This window comes from Pseudomonas kulmbachensis, from assembly GCF_963681935.1.
Lineage (GTDB): Bacteria > Pseudomonadota > Gammaproteobacteria > Pseudomonadales > Pseudomonadaceae > Aquipseudomonas > Aquipseudomonas kulmbachensis.
On sequence record NZ_OY817088.1, the window covers coordinates 340,216 to 357,423 of the forward strand.

At 58.3% G+C, this 17,208-nt stretch carries 22 protein-coding genes; 10 read left to right on the forward strand and 12 right to left on the reverse strand.

Features of this window, described 5'->3' with window-relative positions:
• The first annotated feature begins 167 nt into the window (after positions 1-167).
• The 4 genes from ftsY (at position 168) to rpoH (ending at position 4,275) form a co-directional block, all read left to right on the forward strand.
• On the forward strand, positions 168-1,619 hold the full coding sequence (ftsY, locus tag U5A05_RS01690) for a signal recognition particle-docking protein FtsY (protein WP_321835403.1): 1,452 nt from the start codon (positions 168-170) through the stop codon (positions 1,617-1,619).
• Complete coding sequence (gene ftsE / locus U5A05_RS01695) at positions 1,616-2,287, forward strand: cell division ATP-binding protein FtsE (RefSeq protein WP_261740559.1); 672 nt, start codon at positions 1,616-1,618, stop codon at positions 2,285-2,287. The genes ftsY and ftsE overlap by 4 nt, the downstream gene beginning before the upstream one ends.
• Positions 2,284-3,306: a permease-like cell division protein FtsX gene (ftsX, locus tag U5A05_RS01700; RefSeq protein WP_261740560.1), complete on the forward strand. Its 1,023-nt coding sequence runs from the start codon at positions 2,284-2,286 to the stop codon at positions 3,304-3,306. The genes ftsE and ftsX overlap by 4 nt, the downstream gene beginning before the upstream one ends.
• Positions 3,307-3,420: 114 nt before the next feature.
• Entirely contained in the window at positions 3,421-4,275 is an 855-nt protein-coding gene (gene rpoH, locus U5A05_RS01705) for an RNA polymerase sigma factor RpoH (protein ID WP_004419731.1), read from the forward strand.
• 78 nt (positions 4,276-4,353) lie between these two features.
• Here the strand turns inward: rpoH and mtgA are convergent, their stop codons facing one another.
• Positions 4,354-5,109 carry a monofunctional biosynthetic peptidoglycan transglycosylase gene (gene mtgA / locus U5A05_RS01710; protein ID WP_405046609.1) on the reverse strand — a complete coding sequence of 252 codons (756 nt, stop codon included), beginning with the start codon at positions 5,107-5,109 and terminating at the stop codon, positions 4,354-4,356.
• A 45-nt stretch (positions 5,110-5,154) separates the two neighbouring features.
• Here mtgA and U5A05_RS01715 point away from each other — a divergent pair, with 45 nt between their 5' ends.
• From U5A05_RS01715 to trmB, 4 genes are all read left to right on the forward strand, one after another.
• The gene (locus tag U5A05_RS01715) at positions 5,155-5,526 is read left to right on the forward strand and encodes a DUF423 domain-containing protein (RefSeq protein WP_261740561.1); all 372 of its coding nucleotides are present in this window, start codon (positions 5,155-5,157) and stop codon (positions 5,524-5,526) included.
• Positions 5,527-5,606: 80 nt separating this feature from the next.
• Complete coding sequence (gene thiS / locus U5A05_RS01720; protein ID WP_016782550.1) at positions 5,607-5,807, forward strand: sulfur carrier protein ThiS; 201 nt, start codon at positions 5,607-5,609, stop codon at positions 5,805-5,807.
• 57 nt (positions 5,808-5,864) lie between these two features.
• Positions 5,865-6,659 carry a thiazole synthase gene (locus U5A05_RS01725; protein WP_321835415.1) on the forward strand — a complete coding sequence of 265 codons (795 nt, stop codon included), beginning with the start codon at positions 5,865-5,867 and terminating at the stop codon, positions 6,657-6,659.
• 9 nt (positions 6,660-6,668) lie between these two features.
• Positions 6,669-7,391, forward strand: a complete 723-nt coding sequence (trmB, locus tag U5A05_RS01730; protein WP_133075160.1) for a tRNA (guanosine(46)-N7)-methyltransferase TrmB — start codon at positions 6,669-6,671, stop codon at positions 7,389-7,391.
• A 211-nt stretch (positions 7,392-7,602) separates the two neighbouring features.
• On the opposite strand, the gene U5A05_RS01735 is transcribed toward trmB, so the two are convergent.
• The 10 genes from U5A05_RS01735 to U5A05_RS01780 all read right to left on the reverse strand — a co-directional run bounded on the left by U5A05_RS01735 (position 7,603) and on the right by U5A05_RS01780 (position 14,619).
• Positions 7,603-7,926, reverse strand: a complete 324-nt coding sequence (locus tag U5A05_RS01735) for a DUF3392 domain-containing protein (protein ID WP_321835419.1) — start codon at positions 7,924-7,926, stop codon at positions 7,603-7,605.
• A gap of 9 nt (positions 7,927-7,935) precedes the next feature.
• The gene (gene hemW, locus U5A05_RS01740; protein WP_321835420.1) at positions 7,936-9,150 is read right to left on the reverse strand and encodes a radical SAM family heme chaperone HemW; all 1,215 of its coding nucleotides are present in this window, start codon (positions 9,148-9,150) and stop codon (positions 7,936-7,938) included.
• A complete protein-coding gene (gene rdgB / locus U5A05_RS01745; protein WP_261740565.1) occupies positions 9,147-9,743 on the reverse strand; it encodes an RdgB/HAM1 family non-canonical purine NTP pyrophosphatase in 597 nt (198 codons plus the stop codon). Before rdgB ends, hemW begins: the two co-directional genes overlap by 4 nt.
• Positions 9,740-10,177 carry a DUF4426 domain-containing protein gene (locus U5A05_RS01750; RefSeq protein ID WP_261740566.1) on the reverse strand — a complete coding sequence of 146 codons (438 nt, stop codon included), beginning with the start codon at positions 10,175-10,177 and terminating at the stop codon, positions 9,740-9,742. Before U5A05_RS01750 ends, rdgB begins: the two co-directional genes overlap by 4 nt.
• 25 nt (positions 10,178-10,202) lie before the next feature.
• A complete protein-coding gene (gene metW, locus U5A05_RS01755; protein WP_019828045.1) occupies positions 10,203-10,823 on the reverse strand; it encodes a methionine biosynthesis protein MetW in 621 nt (206 codons plus the stop codon).
• 7 nt (positions 10,824-10,830) lie between these two features.
• The gene (metX, locus tag U5A05_RS01760; RefSeq protein WP_261740567.1) at positions 10,831-11,970 is read right to left on the reverse strand and encodes a homoserine O-succinyltransferase MetX; all 1,140 of its coding nucleotides are present in this window, start codon (positions 11,968-11,970) and stop codon (positions 10,831-10,833) included.
• A gap of 213 nt (positions 11,971-12,183) precedes the next feature.
• Positions 12,184-12,483, reverse strand: coding sequence for a DUF167 domain-containing protein (locus U5A05_RS01765; RefSeq protein WP_321835428.1), 300 nt, complete (start codon positions 12,481-12,483; stop codon positions 12,184-12,186).
• On the reverse strand, positions 12,483-13,070 hold the full coding sequence (locus U5A05_RS01770) for a YggT family protein (RefSeq protein WP_261740569.1): 588 nt from the start codon (positions 13,068-13,070) through the stop codon (positions 12,483-12,485). Before U5A05_RS01770 ends, U5A05_RS01765 begins: the two co-directional genes overlap by 1 nt.
• Positions 13,071-13,080: 10 nt before the next feature.
• Positions 13,081-13,899: a pyrroline-5-carboxylate reductase gene (gene proC / locus U5A05_RS01775; protein WP_261740570.1), complete on the reverse strand. Its 819-nt coding sequence runs from the start codon at positions 13,897-13,899 to the stop codon at positions 13,081-13,083.
• Between the two features lie 33 nt (positions 13,900-13,932).
• Positions 13,933-14,619 carry a YggS family pyridoxal phosphate-dependent enzyme gene (locus tag U5A05_RS01780; protein ID WP_321835431.1) on the reverse strand — a complete coding sequence of 229 codons (687 nt, stop codon included), beginning with the start codon at positions 14,617-14,619 and terminating at the stop codon, positions 13,933-13,935.
• Between the two features lie 57 nt (positions 14,620-14,676).
• Between U5A05_RS01780 and U5A05_RS01785 the strand changes: the two genes are divergently transcribed.
• Positions 14,677-15,675, forward strand: a complete 999-nt coding sequence (locus U5A05_RS01785) for a type IV pilus twitching motility protein PilT (RefSeq protein WP_321835433.1) — start codon at positions 14,677-14,679, stop codon at positions 15,673-15,675.
• A 197-nt stretch (positions 15,676-15,872) separates the two neighbouring features.
• Here the strand turns inward: U5A05_RS01785 and U5A05_RS01790 are convergent, their stop codons facing one another.
• Complete coding sequence (locus U5A05_RS01790) at positions 15,873-16,532, reverse strand: C40 family peptidase (protein WP_261740573.1); 660 nt, start codon at positions 16,530-16,532, stop codon at positions 15,873-15,875.
• A 252-nt stretch (positions 16,533-16,784) separates the two neighbouring features.
• Between U5A05_RS01790 and U5A05_RS01795 the strand changes: the two genes are divergently transcribed.
• Entirely contained in the window at positions 16,785-17,201 is a 417-nt protein-coding gene (locus tag U5A05_RS01795; protein ID WP_261740574.1) for an NINE protein, read from the forward strand.
• Positions 17,202-17,208 lie beyond the last annotated feature (7 nt).

Sequence of the window (17,208 nt, forward strand, 5' to 3'; positions counted from 1 at the left end):
ATTTTCCCGTTCCAGACCCGAGTTAATACGAAGTTCACGAGGTGTGTTTTACCCTCGGATCACAGTTGCGTGCGAACAAGCTGACAAAATTGCAGTCTGTTTCACACCGAATATTATTTGCCGGGGCGCCACAGTGGCGCGTCGCTACGATGAGATAGCCGTCCTCCATGTTTGGTTCCAACGACGACAAGAAGAACCCAGCTGCGGCTGGCGAGAAAAAAGGCCTGTTCGGATGGCTGCGCAGAAAGCCGCAGGAAACCGTCGTGGAACAACCCGCGCCTGCTCCCGAAATCACCCCTGAGCCGTTGATCGAGGCCACGCCAGTGGTCGTCGAGGCAACCCCTGAAGTGGTAGTGGTGACGGCAGCGCCTGTTGTTGAGCTGGCCCCTGTCCCACAGATCGTTCCTGAGCCAGCGCCATGGCCGTCCTTGCCCGTTGCCGAAGAGCCGGTGGCGCTGGTCGAGGATGTGCAAGCGCCGCATATCGTGCCGCCGATCCCTGAGCCTGTGGTTGAAGTGCTTGAGGTGGTCGAGACTTTTGTAGAACCAGAACCAGAACCAGAACCAGAACCAGTTGCCGTCGTAGCGCCGGTGGTCGTGCCTGTGCCTGTTCCGGTAGTGGCTGCACCTGTACCTGTACCTGTGGTTGAAGCCCCCGCCCCGGCTCCGGTAGTTGCGGCTGAGCCCAAGACCGGCTTCTTTGCCCGTCTCAAGCAGGGTCTGTCCAAAACCAGCGCCAGTATCGGCGAAGGTATGGCCAGCCTGTTTCTGGGCAAAAAAGTTATCGATGACGATCTGCTTGAAGAGATCGAAACCCGCTTGCTGACCGCCGATGTGGGTGTTGAAGCAACGTCGGTGATCATTAAAAACCTGACGCAGAAAGTCGCCCGCAAGCAACTGACCGATGCCGACGCGCTGTACAAGTCATTGCAGGATGAGTTGGCAGCCATGCTCAAGCCGGTTGAGCAGCCGCTGAAAATCGAATCCAGGAACAAGCCTTTCGTGATTCTGGTGGTGGGCGTCAACGGTGCGGGCAAAACCACCACCATTGGCAAATTGGCTAAAAAGCTGCAGCTCGAAGGCAAGAAAGTCATGCTGGCGGCCGGTGATACCTTCCGCGCAGCCGCCGTCGAGCAGTTGCAGGTGTGGGGTGAGCGCAACAACATTCCGGTGATTGCCCAGCACACGGGTGCTGACTCGGCTTCGGTGATCTTTGACGCCGTGCAAGCAGCCAAGGCCCGTGGCATCGACGTTTTGATCGCGGATACTGCCGGGCGCCTGCATACCAAAGACAACCTGATGGAAGAGCTGAAGAAAGTTCGCCGGGTTATCGGCAAGCTCGACGAAGACGCCCCGCACGAAGTGCTGCTGGTGCTGGATGCCGGTACAGGGCAGAACGCTATTAGCCAGACCAAACAGTTTGACCAGACCGTTGCTCTTACCGGCCTGGCGTTGACCAAGCTGGATGGCACGGCCAAAGGCGGGGTCATTTTTGCCCTGGCCAAGCAATTCAATATCCCTATTCGCTTTATCGGTGTGGGTGAAGGCATCGATGATTTGCGTGATTTTGAATCCGAACCCTTTGTCCAGGCTCTATTTGCGGAGCGGGAGCGTCCATGATTCGTTTCGAGCAGGTCGGTAAGCGCTATCCAAATGGACACGTGGGCCTGCACGAGCTGAGCTTTCGGGTCCGTCGAGGTGAATTCCTCTTTGTGACCGGCCACTCCGGCGCAGGCAAAAGCACGCTGTTGCGCCTGTTGCTGGCAATGGAACGCCCGACCACCGGCAAATTGCTGCTGGCGGGGCAGGACCTGGGGCAGATCAGCAACGCGCAGATTCCTTTTTTGCGTCGCCAGATCGGCGTAGTGTTCCAGAACCACCAGTTACTGTTTGATCGCACGGTATTCAACAACGTTGCCTTGCCCCTGCAAATCCTCGGGTTGTCCAAGGCCGAGATCGCCAAGCGTGTTGACTCGGCACTGGAGCGCGTGGCGTTGTCGGATAAAACCGATCTGTATCCCGGAGACTTGTCCACGGGCCAGCAGCAACGTGTCGGTATTGCCCGCGCCATCGTCCATCGTCCGGCCTTGCTGCTGGCCGATGAACCCACCGGTAACCTCGATCCGCGTTTGGCGGCGGAAATCATGGGCGTATTTGAAGACATCAACCGTTTGGGCACCAGCGTACTGATTGCCAGCCATGACCTGGCGCTGATCGCGCGTATGCGCCATCGCATGCTCACCTTGCAGCGCGGGCGATTGATTGGCGATGGGGAGGCTGCTGTATGAGTGCGACCCGCAGCTCCAAAGTGTCCGAACGCGTAGCGCCCAAGGCCGCCGACCCGCAGCCGCCGAAGAAAAAACACGATGATGACGATGGTCCGACCTTCGCCATGCTGTTTCACGCCTGGGTTGAGGCCCACCGTGCGAGTTTGCTCGACAGCCTCAAGCGCCTTGGCAAGCAGCCAATTGGCAGCTTTTTTACCTGTCTGGTAATGGCCGTTGCGCTGAGCTTGCCCATGGGCTTGTCGTTGTTGCTGAACAATGTCGAGCGTCTGGGCGGTTCATGGCAGCGTGCGGCGCAGATTTCGTTGTATTTGCAGATGGATGCCAGCAGTGAGCAGGGTGAAAAACTCAGCGATCAGATAAAAGGTATGGCGGGGGTGGCTGACGCCGAATTTATCAGCCGCGAAAAGGCCCTCGAAGAGTTCCAGCAGCAGTCAGGGCTGGGCGAAGCGCTGAAAGAGTTGCCTGATAACCCGTTGCCCGGTGTGGTGCTGGTGACCCCGGCCGAAGTCGATAAAGCCACCCTTGAAGCCCTTCGCGAGCGTCTTGCGCAGTTGCCGAAGGTGCAACAGGCGCAACTTGATCTAGTCTGGGTCGAGCGTTTGGCGGCCATCCTGAAGTTGGGTGATCGCTTTGTGTTTGGCTTGACGGTATTGCTGGTATCGGCTTTGCTGCTGGTTATCGGTAATACGATTCGTTTGCATATCGAGAATCGCCGTATCGAAATCGAAGTCATCAAGCTGGTTGGTGGTACTGACAGCTATGTACGCAGGCCATTTCTTTATATGGGTGCGCTTTATGGCTTTGGTGCGGGAGTATTGTCCTGGGGCGTATTGGCATTCGGCTTGGACTGGTTAAATGACGCGGTGGTAGGGTTGGCTGGCTTGTACGGCAGCAATTTTGCTTTGGCGGGTGTGCCGGTAGCCGATGGTCTGTCTCTCTTGCTTGGCGCGGTGCTGTTAGGGTATATCGGTGCATGGATTGCAGTAGCGCGTCACTTACGTGAGCTTTCGCCCAAGTAGTTCCTTTTACACCTGTTGACCTTTTCAGCTTTTTTTGGGAACTTTTTTCTGAATTCCCGGTCAACTTTCGCAGTGCTGAACTGCACGAGTTATGTAAGACGGAGGTTTTTTCGTATGACCACTTCTTTGCAACCTGCGTATGCGTTGGTCCCTGGTGCGAACCTTGAGGCCTATGTAAACACGGTGAACAGCATTCCATTGCTGACACCGGAGCAGGAGCGTGAACTGGCCGAGAGTCTCTACTATGAGCAGGATTTGGGGGCGGCTCGGCAGATGGTGCTCGCCCACCTGCGTTTTGTTGTACACATTGCCCGTAGTTATTCGGGTTATGGCCTGGCTCAGGCTGACCTGATCCAGGAAGGCAACGTCGGCCTGATGAAGGCGGTCAAACGTTTCAACCCTGAAATGGGCGTGCGTCTGGTTTCGTTCGCCGTTCACTGGATCAAGGCAGAGATCCACGAGTTTATTTTGCGTAACTGGCGGATCGTGAAAGTCGCGACCACCAAGGCTCAGCGCAAACTGTTCTTCAACCTGCGCAGCCAGAAAAAACGTTTGGCCTGGCTGAACAACGACGAAGTTCATCGTGTGGCTGAAAGCCTCGGCGTAGAGCCTCGTGAAGTCCGCGAGATGGAAAGCCGCCTGACCGGTCACGACATGGCGTTCGATCCGGCGGCCGAAGCTGACGACGACAGTGCGTTCCAGTCGCCAGCCAACTACCTGGAAGACCACCGGTACGACCCGGCGCGCCAATTGGAAGATGCTGACTGGACCGATAACTCCACCAGCAACCTGCATGAAGCGCTGGAAGTACTGGACGACCGCAGCCGTGACATTCTGTATCAGCGCTGGTTGGCTGAAGAAAAAGCCACGCTGCACGACCTGGCACAGAAGTACAACGTGTCTGCAGAGCGTATTCGTCAGCTGGAAAAAAGCGCGATGAACAAGCTCAAACTGTCGATTGCCGCCTAACACGGCCCGACAATAAAACGCCCCGATCTGATCGGGGCGTTTTTGTTTGTGCGGCGAGCTCACAAAAAACTGGCAGCTTCAATCAGCCCATGGCGCCTTACGCGAGGTGTTCAGGCCGTCGAGGTAGCTGTCCCCGCCCAACTGACTCATTTGCTGGCGAATCCAGCCTGCGCGACGACTCACGTATGAGCTGGGATGGCTGGCGCTCCAGTTCAGCGGGCTGGGTAGCACCGCAGCCAGATAACTGGCCTGCTGGCGCGAAAGGTTCTTGGCGCTTACACCAAAGTGATGCTGAGCCGCCGCTTCGGCCCCAAACACCCCTTCATCCCACTCCGCGCTATTGAGGTACACCTCAAGAATCCGCTGCTTGGGCCAGAGCACTTCAATCAGCCCGGTAAACCAGGCTTCCAGGCCTTTGCGCAACCAGCTGCGGCCAGACCATAAAAACAGGTTCTTCGACACTTGCTGGCTCAGCGTACTGGCGCCGCGCAACGTGCCGCCCTGCTCGTTGTGTACCAGCGCGGCCCGGATCGCTCCAAAGTCAAAACCCCAATGCTCGGGGAACTTTTGGTCTTCGCCAGCCATGACTGCCACTTTGAGGTCGTTGGAAATTTCATTCCAGGGACGCCAGCTGCGTTGCAGGTCAATGGGGTCGCCGTCGAACCACGACTCGACCTTGCGCTCCACCATCAGCGCCGTGCCGGGGGGTGGCACCCAGCGAAAAATCAGCACCAGTAATGCGCTGCCCACTGCGAACCAGAGCAGGGCTTTAAGAATGCGATGAACAAGAAAACGCAGCATAGATGGCTTGGCCGAACCCGTTGAGCGGGCCATTATACAGACCCTGCGCCATTCGATGATCCTGACTGGAGTTACCTCATGCTGCGCGTTTTTTTGATGCTGGCCGCGTTCTTCGGCTTTACCGGTGTTGCGCTGGGCGCATTCGCCGCCCACGGCCTGAAAGGTCGCTTGAGTGAACAGTACCTGGCTATTTTTCATACAGGCGTGACTTACCAACTGGTGCACACCCTGGCTCTGTTCGGTGTGGCCCTACTGGCCACTCATCTTCCAGGGCGTTTGGTGACCTGGGCCGGTGTCTGTTTCGCCCTTGGCATCGTGCTGTTTTCCGGCAGTTTGTACCTGCTGACCATGACCGGTATCAGCAAGCTGGGGATCATCACGCCCTTTGGTGGTCTGGCATTTTTGGCCGGCTGGCTGTGTTTGGGCCTGGCCGCCTGGCGCCTGAGCTAAGCCCGCAAGATGAATGGCTTGGGTCGACCTGACTGATCGGGATAGAATGCTGGCCCCTTAAAATGAAGGCAGCGTCGCGCATGCTCATTCAGTTGAACGGTGAATCCTTTGAACTACCGGACGGCGAGACCGTTGCGGACCTGCTGGCACGTCAGGAGCTGACCGGCCGCAGGGTCGCGGTCGAGCTTAACCTGGACATCGTCCCGCGCAGCCAGCATGCCGAGACGGTACTCAAGGCAGGCGATCAGGTCGAAGTGGTGCACGCCATCGGTGGTGGCTAGGTTTTCGCTCCACCCTTTACGCTCGCCCCCAGTGCACACAATTACAGAGGATTCCCGATGAGCAACGTTCGCACCGACAAGCCTTTTACCCTGGCTGGCCGTACTTATCAGTCGCGCCTGCTGGTAGGCACCGGCAAGTACCGTGACCTTGAAGAAACCCGTCTGGCCATTGAAGCCTCGGGTGCTGAAATCGTCACTGTTGCCGTGCGCCGTACCAACATCGGTCAAAACCCGGGCGAGCCGAACCTGCTCGACGTGCTGCCGCCGGATCGCTACACCATCCTGCCCAACACTGCCGGTTGCTATGACGCGATCGAAGCCGTGCGCACCTGCCGTCTGGCCCGTGAGCTGCTCGACGGCCACAAGCTGGTCAAGCTCGAAGTGCTGGCCGATCAGAAAACCCTGTTCCCTAACGTTATCGAAACCCTCAAGGCTGCCGAGATTCTGGTCAAGGACGGTTTCGACGTGATGGTGTACACCAGCGATGATCCGATCATTGCCCGCGAGCTTGAAGCCATGGGCTGTATCGCCGTGATGCCGCTGGCGGGTCTGATTGGCACCGGTTTGGGGATCTGCAACCCCTACAACCTGCGCATCATCCTTGAAGAAGCAAAAATTCCGGTACTGGTCGATGCGGGTGTGGGCACTGCCTCCGACGCGACCATTGCCATGGAAATGGGCTGTGAGGCGGTGCTGATGAACTCGGCCATCGCCAACGCCCAGCACCCGATCATCATGGCCGAAGCCATGAAGCACGCCATTGTGGCGGGCCGTCTGGCGTATCTGGCCGGGCGCATGCCGAAAAAACTCTATGCCAGCGCCTCTTCGCCGCTGGATGGTCTGATCAAGTAAGAGCCACTGATGACTGAATCACTAGACACCCCAATCCCGGAAGAAGGCGAAGATCGCCAACACCGTCGCATCAAGAGTTTTGTGATGCGCGCCGGGCGCATGACCGAAGGCCAGCAACGCGGTCTCGATCAAGGCACGCCGCTGTACGTTCTGCCGCTGGCTGACGCGCCGGTCGATTTCGATCAGGTATTCGGTCGCTCTGCGCCGCGCACCCTCGAAATCGGCTTCGGCATGGGCCATTCCTTGCTGGAAATGGCTGCTGCTTCGCCTGAACAGGACTTTATCGGGGTAGAGGTTCACCGTCCGGGTGTTGGCGCGCTGCTCAATGGCGTGCTGACCCAGGGCCTGACCAACCTGCGGGTTTACGATTGCGATGCGATCGAAGTGCTGACCCGTTGCGTGGCTGACAACAGCCTTGACCGTCTGCTCCTGTTCTTCCCGGACCCTTGGCACAAGAGCCGTCACCATAAGCGCCGGATCGTGCAAGCGTCCTTCGCCGAACTGGTGCGCTCCAAGCTCAAGGCTGGCGGCGTGCTGCACATGGCGACCGACTGGGAACCGTATGCCGAGTACATGCTGGAAGTGATGAACGTTGCGCCGGGCTACCGCAACCTGGCCGAAGACGGCCTGTGCGTGCCGCGTCCGCCTGAGCGCCCGGTGACCAAATTCGAACGCCGTGGCGAACGTCTTGGGCATGGCGTGTGGGATCTGAAGTTCGAAAAACTGGCGTAAGCGGTTTTTTCATACCGGCCTCAACTCTGAGGCCGGTTCCGCACGGCATTTGTAGCAGCTGCCAAAGGCTGCGTTCGAGCGCGAAGCGGTCGTAAATCCTGAATGCGCAGTCTTCCTGAAAAAACGCGTTATCTGACTTTACGACGGCTCTGCCGCCGGACGCAGCCTCGTTCCTTCGGCAGTTGCTACGAAATCGGTGTGGCCATAGTGTTCAGCGCCGATCTGCAACCACTCCGATCAACACCAGCACCACCAGCAACACCGGTGCCAGGCTGTAGTTGTTGAACTGGCTCAGTCCGCGTTCGACCCACGGTGTGGCGTAGATCAGTGCTGCGCCGCTGCCGACCAGGCACAACAACGCCATCAATGGCACGCGCAGCGCGCCGGCGATGCTGCCCAGGCGTTGCTCGACCCAGCCCTTGAAGTCGGCACCAAACAGCACCAGCACACAGCCAATCAGGGCCAGAGCGATCTCCGAAAGATGGCTGCGGCTCCAGCGCGATACGGTGGCAAGCAGGTCAAGTACCAAGTCCATTCGAGTTCCTTAAGTCAAAAAGTGCTGCAGCAAGTCGTTGAGAAACAGCTGGCCTCGGGCAGTAGCCGCCAGTCGTGACGGTTCGACCTGTAATAAGCCACTTTGTTCGGCTTCTTTGCGTCCAACGCTCAAGCTGTCGAGGGGCAATCCGGTGCGCTGTGGATAAAGCGCCGAGTCGACGCCATCGGTCAGGCGCAAGGCGTTCATTAGAAACTCAAAGGGTAGCTCTTCAGCTGTAAGAGCTTTCTCGCCTGCTTGAAAGTTTTTAGCTGGATTTAGGTAATCCTTTGGTAGGCGAGTTTTCCAGGTACGCACGATACGGCCATCGGGATGGCTCAATTTGCCGTGGGCGCCAGCGCCAATGCCAATAAAGTCGCCAAAGCTCCAGTAGTTCAGGTTGTGCCGCGCCGGGCGACCCGGCTGGGCATAGGCCGAGACTTCGTACTGGGCGTAGCCGTGTTCGGCGAGCAGCGCCTGACCGGCTTCCTGAATGTCCCACAGCGTGTCGTCTTCTGGCAGGACCGGTGGCTGATTCCAGAACACCGTGTTGGGCTCCAGTGTCAGCTGATACCACGAGAGGTGAGTCGGCTTGAGGGCGATAGCCTGGCGCAGGTCGCTCAGGGCATCGTCCAGCGACTGATCGGGCAAACCGTGCATCAGGTCCAGGTTGAAGTTGTCAAAGCCCGCCTGGCGCGCCATCCCGGCCGCACGCACGGCTTCGTCACCGTTGTGGATACGGCCCAGGGCCTGCAGTTTTTCTTGCTGGAAGCTCTGGATACCGATCGACAGGCGATTGATCCCCAGCTTGCGGTAAGCCACGAACTTTTCCTGCTCGAACGTACCGGGGTTGGCTTCGAGGGTAATTTCGATATCGCTGGCAAACGGGATACGCGCTTCAACGCCCTTGAGCAGGCGCCCCAGTGCTTGCGCGCTGAACAGGCTCGGCGTACCGCCGCCGAAGAAGATCGAGCTCAGTTCACGGTCATAAACCGCGTGCAGGTCCTGATCGAGATCGGCCAGCAGCGCGTCGACGTATTCGTCTTCGGGCAGCACCGGGCTTGCGGTGTGGGAGTTGAAGTCGCAATACGGGCATTTGCGCACGCACCACGGGATATGGATGTACAGCGACAAGGGTGGCAATTGGCTCAGCGGCGCGCGCGGCGCCTGCTGGGTAAAGCCAGCCGCGCCCAGATAGAGCGGCTGTGGTGGTGTGTCGTGGGTCATTTCAGGCCCAAACGCTGACGCAGCAAAACCATGGCACGGGCGCGATGGCTCAGCTGGTTTTTCTCCGTCGGGCTAAGTTCGGCGCTGGAGCAGTTGCGCTCGGGCACCCAGAACAGCGGGTCATAGCCAAAACCGTGCTCGCCGCTGGCGGCGGGCAGGATGCGCCCGTGCCACAGGCCCTCGCAGATAATCGGCAGCGGATCATCGGCGTGGCGCACCAGTGCCAGCACGCAGACAAATTGCGCGCCGCGCTCGGCTTCGGGTACGTCCTTGAGAGCATCAAGCAGCTTGGCATTGTTCGCCGCGTCACCTTTGCCGTCGGCATAACGCGCCGAGTAAATGCCTGGGGCGCCGCCGAGAAAGTCCACCGCCAGCCCCGAGTCGTCGGCCAGCGCCGGCAAACCCGAGATGCGCGCCGCATTGCGGGCTTTAAGAATTGCGTTTTCAACAAACGACAAACCGGTTTCATCCGGTTCGACGCTGCTGAACTCTCCAATCGAGCGCAACTGCACCGACTCGCCGAGCATGGCCTGAAGTTCTTTGAGTTTGCCGGCGTTGTGGCTAGCCAGTACCAGTTGCGTAAGGTTCATCATTCGATTGGAGCGACCATTTGAGAAAATTGGATGGTTTCAGAGGTTGCGCCGCCAGCCTTCACATCGACCTTGAAGGTGAAGGTCTGCGGTCCAGCCACCGGGAACTGGGCCAGGTAATTGATTTCGCCGTTCTTGCCCACCTGACGGAAAGTCAGCGGCGTTGGCTTGGCGTCGCCACTCTGGACCGTGCCCTGAACGTTGGCTGCAATGTTCTTGCCGCCCTTGTTCAGAGTAATGTTTAGCACCGCATTGGTTTTGCTGCGGGTGACTTCCACTTCATTGGCGATGTCCGGCGTCAGGAAAGTCGACGGGAACGCGTTGTAATACACCGTTGTGTCGCCAAACGTCTGCTGACGTTGGGCAGATGTGCCATCAGCGGCAAATGCCTGCATGCCAAAACACATCGAAAGCAGTAGTAATCCAATACGACCCATTGTCATTCTCCTTGAACGTGCGGATTCAGACCGCGACTTGATGATCCTGAAGGCCAGGACTGCTGACACGATAAATGCCAATCTCGCCCAACAGGTTAGGCCATATCTTGCTCGCCCACCCGTGTCGATGTTGTTGATCTACAGCAAGGCGATTGATCACTTGTGCTTCGCGCCCACGGCACAGCGCTTCGAAGTCTTCGAAAGTGCAGAAGTGAATGTTCGGCGTGTTGTACCAGGTGTAGGGCAGAAAATCGGAAACCGGCATCCGCCCCTTGCTGGCCAAGTACCAGCGGCAGCGCCAGTGACCGAAGTTGGGGAAGGTAATGATGCATTGGCGGCCCACCCGCAGCATTTCGTCGAGGATCCGGTCGGGGTAATGCACGGCTTGCAACGCTTGGGTCATGACCACGATGTCGAAACTGTTGCTGGCGAAGTTGCCCAGCCCCTTGTCCAGATCCTGTTCGATCACGTTGATGCCTTTGGCGACACACTCGGCGATGTTGTCCGGGTCGTTTTCCAGACCGTAGCCGGTGACTTGCTTGTTGTCGCGTAGCCAGCTCAGCAGTTCGCCATCACCACAACCGAGGTCGAGCACGCGGCTGCCAGCGGGGATCCAGTCTTGGATGATTTCCAGGTCGGCTCTCATGGCGTTCTCACAGTTCTATGCGGTTCATGTAGTTGCTGAAGGCTTGCAGGTAGCGCGGGATCGGAATCAGGAAGGCGTCATGGCCTTGCGGAGCGTCGATCTCCAGATAGCACACGTCTTTTTTCGCGGCCATCAGTGCATCCACCAGTTCCCGCGAGCGGGCTGGCGAGAAACGCCAGTCGGTGGTGAACGACATCACGCAAAAACGCGCCTTGGCCCCGGCAAAGGTCTTGGCCAGGTCGTCGTCGAAGTTGGCTGCCGGGTCGAAGTAGTCCAGCGCCTTGGTCATCAACAGGTAAGTGTTGGCGTCGAAACGCCCGGAAAACTCTTCGCCCTGATAACGCAGGTAGCTCTCGACCTGAAACTCGACGCTGTGGAAGTCGTAGTTGAGGTTTTCGTTCTTCAGGCCACGGCCGAATTTCTCACCCATCGAGTCATCGGACAGGTAGGTGATATGCCCGACCATGCGCGCCAGCATCAGGCCGCGCTTGGGGATCACGCCTTTTTCCTGGAACGAACCGCCGTGGAACTCGGGGTCGGTGAGGATGGCCTGACGGGCGACTTCGTTGAACGCGATATTTTGCGCGGACAATTTGGGTGCCGAGGCAATTGCCAGGCAATGGCGCAGGCGATCCGGGTAGCTGATGCTCCATTGCAGCGCCTGCATGCCGCCCAGGCTGCCACCGATCACAGCGGCCCACTGGTTGATACCCAGCCGGTCAGCCAAGCGTGCTTGGCTATGGACCCAATCTTCAACGGTCAATACCGGGAACTCGGCGCCAAACGGGCGGCCGGTATCGGGATTGATGCTGCTCGGGCCTGTAGAGCCGTTGCAGCCGCCCAGGTTGTTCAGGCTGACGACGAAGAACTTGTTGGTATCGATGGGCTTGCCGGGACCTATGCAGCTGTCCCACCAGCCGGGCTTGCGTTCATCGGCGCTGTGATAGCCCGCCGCGTGATGGTGCCCTGATAGCGCGTGACAGATCAGCACGGCATTACTGGCCGTGGCATTGAGCTGGCCGTAGGTTTCGTAGATCAGATCATAGGCAGGCAGTGAGCGGCCGCAGGCTAAAGCCAGGGGCTCGTTGAAGTGCGCCATTTGCGGCACAACCAGACCAACGGAATCGGGGGGAAAGGCAGTTGGCATCGACCCTGCTCTCATTTAAATGAGGCGTAAGTCTAATGAGCGGGGGGCAGAGCGGCAAGGACAAGAAACTCCGTAGCAGCTGCCGAAGGTGCGAGGCTGCGTTCGGCGGCGAAGCCGTCGTAAATTCAGGCAGTACGGTGTGTCAGTTTAAAAGTGCACTCTGGTTTTACGATCGCTTCGCAATCGAACGCAGCCTCGTACCTTCGGCAGCTGCTACAAATGATCGGGCCTGGCCAGTCCCGGCAAATCCGGCAGTTTTTTCGGTGCGTGCAAACGCACGCGTTTCTGCCGGTTGAGTTCGCCGCTGATCAGGCTTACCTGGCTTTTGGAGATGCCGAACGCCTTGGCCAGAAAGGCCATCAGGTGGGCGTTGGCCTTGCCTTCTACCGGTGGGGCGGTGAGGCGGATTTTCAGACGCTCACCGTGCAGGCCAGCAAACTCGTCGCTGCTGGCCTTGGGTTGCAGGTGGCAGTCGAGAATCAGATCCTCGCCGTCCCAACGGAAGTAGCTCATCAGATCAGGCCGAACAACACGACCGGCATGCCGACATACATGGCCAATGGCGGGATCACGTAGCTCTGGATCAACTGGATCACCATAAACGCCAGAATTGGCGAGATATCCAGGCCGCCCATGCTCGGCAGAAAGCGGCGGAACGGTGCCAGGGCAGGTTCGGTGATCTGGTTGACCAGCTCAGCGCCAGGGCTGGTGCTGCCCGGTGCTACCCACGAGAGGATCACGTTGATGATCAAGGCAAAGAAGAACACCTTCAAAAACAGCGCGGTCACCCCAATGATCGCCCACAGCAGCAGGCCGAGCACGTTGAACGACATGTAGCTGAGTGTCAGCACCACGGCGAAAATCACCATCTGCACCACGATGGCCAGCACCAGCGACGACATGTCCAGGCCGAACAGGCTCGGAATCACCCGGCGCAAAGGCTTGAGCAGGGGTTGGGTGGCTTTTACCGTGAACTGGCACAGTGGGTTGTAGAAGTTGGCCCGCACCAGCTGCAGGATAAACCGCAGCAGAACGATCAGCAGGTAGAGGCTACCCAGGGTTTGAATTACGAAAATGGCTGCGCCATTTAGTCCGGACATCATGTGCTCCTTATTGACCCAGTTGTTCGGCCATTTCGGCCGAGCGGTGCGCGGCGGCACTCAATGCTTTTTCGACCGAGGCTGCGAAGCCGTCGGCCTGGAATGATTTGATCGCAGCTTCGGTCGTCCCGGCTGGCGAAGTCACGCGGCGGCGCAATTCGGCGGCGTCGACATCGCTGCCCACGGCCATGTGCGCGGCGCCCAGCGCCGTTTGTTCGGCAAGCTGCTTGGCGACTTCGCGCGGCAGGCCGAGTTTGACTCCGGCATCGGTCATGGCTTCGATCAACAGGAAGAAGTACGCCGGGCCACTGCCGGATACGGCGGTCACGGCATCGATCTGCGCGTCGCTATCGACCCACACCACAATGCCCACGGCACTCAGCAGTTGCTCGGCCAGTTGACGTTGCTCGACGCTCACTTGCGCGGTGGCGTACAGGCCGCTCACGCCCTTGCCCAGCAATGCCGGGGTATTGGGCATACAGCGCACCAGCGGCTGGTTACCCAGCCAGTTGAGCAGGCTGGCGCAGGTGATACCGGCGGCAATCGATACCAGCAGTTGATGCGGCAACAGGTGCGGACGCAGGTCCTGGCACACGGCTTTCATGGCCTGCGGCTTGACTGCGATCACAATTACGTCGGCGTCTTGAATCGCCTGCGCGTTTTCGGCAAACAGTTCGATGCCATGCTCGGCGGCCACTTTGGCCCGAGTCTCGGCACCGGGATCGCTGGCGCGGATCTGTGCTGCATCCAGACCTTTGGCCAGCAGGCCGCCGATCAGGCTGGAAGCCATGTTTCCGGCGCCGATAAAGGCAATACGCGTTTTGCTCATAACCGATCCTTATAAAAAATGAGGGAGGCCCTTTCAGGCCTGGCCGTAGTCGCGGGCGCCAAATAATGCAGTGCCAATGCGCACCCAGGTGGCGCCTTGGGCAATAGCCGACTCCAGGTCGTGGCTCATGCCCATTGAAAGCGTGTCGAGGCCCATATTCAGGCTCTCTTGCAGCGTGCGTACCGTGGCAAACGCGGCGTCTTGCTCGGTGCGGTCTTCAGTCGGCTCCGGAATCGCCATCAAGCCGCGCAATTTCACACGTGGCAGTGCGCTGATAGCGGCTGCCAGCGCAGGCAAATCTGCCGGGGTGCAGCCTGATTTACTGGCCTCACCACTGACATTGACCTGAATACATATATTGAGCGGCGGCAGGTCTTCGGGGCGCTGTTCAGACAAGCGCTGGGCAATTTTCAACCGGTCCACGGAGTGCACCCAGGCAAAATGCTCGGCGATGTCGCGCGTCTTGTTCGATTGAATGGGGCCGATGAAGTGCCAACACAAGGGCAGGTCGGCTAATTCAACCTGTTTGGCGCGGGCCTCCTGCAAGTAATTCTCGCCAAAGTTGCGAACCCCGGCGGCATAGGCCTCACGCAACGCGGCAGCAGGTTTGGTCTTGCTGACAGCGAGTAGATGAATGCTCGTTACATCACGTTGCACAGCCAGTGCTGCAGCCCGGATGCGAGCCTCAACCTTGGCAATGTTGCCTGCTATCGTGGACATTCGTTTAAGCCCGCCGTTGTGAAAGTCTGCGGCATTCTACTGGAATTGGGAGGGGGGATGGATATCGCCGACCTGTTGGCGTTCAGCGTCAACCAAGGGGCTTCGGACTTGCACCTGTCAGCGGGCGTGGTGCCGATGCTGCGCATAGATGGCGATATGCAGCGCTGCGATTTACCGATGCTGGAGGCGGAGCAGGCGCGAGGGCTTATCCACAGCACCATGACCGATGCCCAGCGCGGCGCGTTTGAGGCGCAACATGAAGCCGACTTTGCCTATGCCGTGCCGGGGTTAGGCCGCTTTCGGGTCAATGCCTTTGAACAGCAGCGCGGTTCGGGTGCGGTGTTTCGCAGTATCTCCCAGGCAGTACCCAGCCTTGAGTCGCTGGGCCTGGGCGAGGTATTCAGCCAGCTTTGCCATGCCCCACACGGGCTGATCCTGGTGACGGGGGCTACGGGCTCGGGCAAGACCACCACCCTGGCGGCGATGATCGATCACCTCAACAGCACCCGCCAGCAGCACATCCTTACTCTTGAAGATCCAATAGAGTTCATCCACGAACCGCGCCAGTGCCTGATCAATCAGCGCGAGGTGCATCGCCACAGCCACAGCTTTGCTGCAGCCTTGCGTTCGGCCATGCGTGAGGACCCGGACGTGATCATGCTCGGCGAAATGCGAGACCTGGACACCATCCGGCTGGCACTGACAGCAGCGGAAACCGGGCATCTGGTGTTGGCCACGTTGCATACTTCCTCGGCGGCCAAGACCATCGACCGGATGGTGGATGTGTTTCCCGGCGAAGAAAAGACCATGGTGCGCACTCTACTTTCGCAGTCACTGCAGGCGGTGATTTCCCAGACGCTGGTGAAAAAGGTCGGAGGCGGGCGGGTAGCGGCTCACGAAATCATGCTGGCTACGCCTGCGATTCGAAATCTGATCCGGGAAAACAAGGTGGCGCAGATGCTCTCGGCCATCCAGACCGGCGGGGCGGTTGGCATGCAGACGCTGGAGATGGGCCTGGAACGGCTGAGGGAGAAAGGGCTGATCAACACCTTGTAGATACTTTGTTCCAGGTCAAGCCCCCAGTGGGAGCGAGCCTGAAGTATCTTTGTAGCCGCTGACGAGTAGAACGAGGCTGCGTTCGGTAAACCCTGAGCCCCGGATTCAACTGGCACACCATAGCGCCTGATTTCACGACGACTACGTCGCCGATCGCAGCTTCGCCGGAGCTCGACAGCGGCTACAGGTTTTGCTGTTTAGCGCTGAGCTACTCGCAGAGTGCCGGCTTCTTTAGGCAGTACGCGTTTGGCGACCACGTAGTGGCTCTGCCAGTAAGGCTTCTTCAGCGTGTCGATAGTCACCGACTTGCCACGACGCGGGGCATGGATAAAGCGGTCGTTGCCCAAGTAGATGGCTACGTGGTTGACCTTGCGGCTCTTGATGTTGAAAAACAGCAAGTCGCCGGGTTTCAAATCCTTGCGTTCGACCTTTTGCCCATGACCGCTGGCCATTTCGCTGGAGGTACGCGGCAAATCAACGGCCGCAACGTCATTAAAGGCGTATTTGACCAGGCCGCTGCAGTCAAACCCTTTACTTGGGCTGCTGCCGCCCCAACGATAAGGGGTGCCCAACACGTTTACTGCGCGGCTCAACACCGTGCTGCTTTGTTTGTTGGCAGCGGCCAGTGAAGCGGTCGCAATTTTGCCGGGGGCTTTGCGGTGGGCTTTACTGGACGCAGGACGTGTTACGGTTTTGGTCGTGGCCTTGCTGTTAGAGGCTACATAGGCAACGCCCGCAGATGGTTTTGCGGTGTAACCGGTGAAGCCCGAAGGAAGATGTTGCTCACGATTGGTGGCGTGGGCGGCCAGTGGCATTAATAGGCAAATGGTTAGCCATGTCTTGAATATAGGACGCATTCGGCAGGGCTCAATGGTTATAAACGCGAAACTTTATAACAGCTTTTTTGTCCTTTCTCAGGCCATTTGTCGGTTGGACCTGGGGGTCAAATTTCGCAAAGGTGGTGGCAAATTGTCACATGCCTACGGTGTAGGTCAGGTACTACAAGGCTTTGCGGAAATTCTTGTAAGACACTTTTACCTTTTACGCGACAGTAAAAAAGTCACAAAAAACTTCACAATATTTTTCTATCAGCAGCCAAGAGGGCATTTATGAGCGGCTATCGAGACGATGTACAGCGCGATACTCACAGCAAAGTGCTGGGCTATTTGCTGTGGATTTTTGGATTTCTGGGCGCACACCGCTTCTATTACGGCAAGCCGGTGACCGGGACGATCTGGTTTTTTACATTGGGTTTGCTGGGTATTGGCTGGTTGATCGACTTGTTCCTGATCCCGAGCATGGACCGTGAAGCCGATTTACGTTTCACCGCAGGTGACACTGACTACAGCGTGGCCTGGATTCTGCTGACGTTTCTGGGGTTGTTCGGTGTACACCGCATGTACATGGGTAAATGGATCACGGGGATCATCTACCTGTTTACCGGCGGTTTGTTCCTGATCGGTATCTTGTATGACTTCTGGACCTTGAATACACAGATCTCGATCAAGAACGCAGAGCGTCGTTAACTGACGA

Coding starts and splice junctions, on each gene's coding strand:
- ftsY (WP_321835403.1), top strand. CDS start 168: ATGTTTGGTTCCAACGACGACAAGAAGAACCCAGCTGCGGCTGGCGAG.
- ftsE (WP_261740559.1), top strand. CDS start 1,616: ATGATTCGTTTCGAGCAGGTCGGTAAGCGCTATCCAAATGGACACGTG.
- ftsX (WP_261740560.1), top strand. CDS start 2,284: ATGAGTGCGACCCGCAGCTCCAAAGTGTCCGAACGCGTAGCGCCCAAG.
- rpoH (WP_004419731.1), top strand. CDS start 3,421: ATGACCACTTCTTTGCAACCTGCGTATGCGTTGGTCCCTGGTGCGAAC.
- mtgA (WP_405046609.1), bottom strand. CDS start 5,109: ATGGCCCGCTCAACGGGTTCGGCCAAGCCATCTATGCTGCGTTTTCTT.
- U5A05_RS01715 (WP_261740561.1), top strand. CDS start 5,155: ATGCTGCGCGTTTTTTTGATGCTGGCCGCGTTCTTCGGCTTTACCGGT.
- thiS (WP_016782550.1), top strand. CDS start 5,607: ATGCTCATTCAGTTGAACGGTGAATCCTTTGAACTACCGGACGGCGAG.
- U5A05_RS01725 (WP_321835415.1), top strand. CDS start 5,865: ATGAGCAACGTTCGCACCGACAAGCCTTTTACCCTGGCTGGCCGTACT.
- trmB (WP_133075160.1), top strand. CDS start 6,669: ATGACTGAATCACTAGACACCCCAATCCCGGAAGAAGGCGAAGATCGC.
- U5A05_RS01735 (WP_321835419.1), bottom strand. CDS start 7,926: ATGGACTTGGTACTTGACCTGCTTGCCACCGTATCGCGCTGGAGCCGC.
- hemW (WP_321835420.1), bottom strand. CDS start 9,150: ATGACCCACGACACACCACCACAGCCGCTCTATCTGGGCGCGGCTGGC.
- rdgB (WP_261740565.1), bottom strand. CDS start 9,743: ATGATGAACCTTACGCAACTGGTACTGGCTAGCCACAACGCCGGCAAA.
- U5A05_RS01750 (WP_261740566.1), bottom strand. CDS start 10,177: ATGGGTCGTATTGGATTACTACTGCTTTCGATGTGTTTTGGCATGCAG.
- metW (WP_019828045.1), bottom strand. CDS start 10,823: ATGAGAGCCGACCTGGAAATCATCCAAGACTGGATCCCCGCTGGCAGC.
- metX (WP_261740567.1), bottom strand. CDS start 11,970: ATGCCAACTGCCTTTCCCCCCGATTCCGTTGGTCTGGTTGTGCCGCAA.
- U5A05_RS01765 (WP_321835428.1), bottom strand. CDS start 12,483: ATGAGCTACTTCCGTTGGGACGGCGAGGATCTGATTCTCGACTGCCAC.
- U5A05_RS01770 (WP_261740569.1), bottom strand. CDS start 13,070: ATGTCCGGACTAAATGGCGCAGCCATTTTCGTAATTCAAACCCTGGGT.
- proC (WP_261740570.1), bottom strand. CDS start 13,899: ATGAGCAAAACGCGTATTGCCTTTATCGGCGCCGGAAACATGGCTTCC.
- U5A05_RS01780 (WP_321835431.1), bottom strand. CDS start 14,619: ATGTCCACGATAGCAGGCAACATTGCCAAGGTTGAGGCTCGCATCCGG.
- U5A05_RS01785 (WP_321835433.1), top strand. CDS start 14,677: ATGGATATCGCCGACCTGTTGGCGTTCAGCGTCAACCAAGGGGCTTCG.
- U5A05_RS01790 (WP_261740573.1), bottom strand. CDS start 16,532: ATGCGTCCTATATTCAAGACATGGCTAACCATTTGCCTATTAATGCCA.
- U5A05_RS01795 (WP_261740574.1), top strand. CDS start 16,785: ATGAGCGGCTATCGAGACGATGTACAGCGCGATACTCACAGCAAAGTG.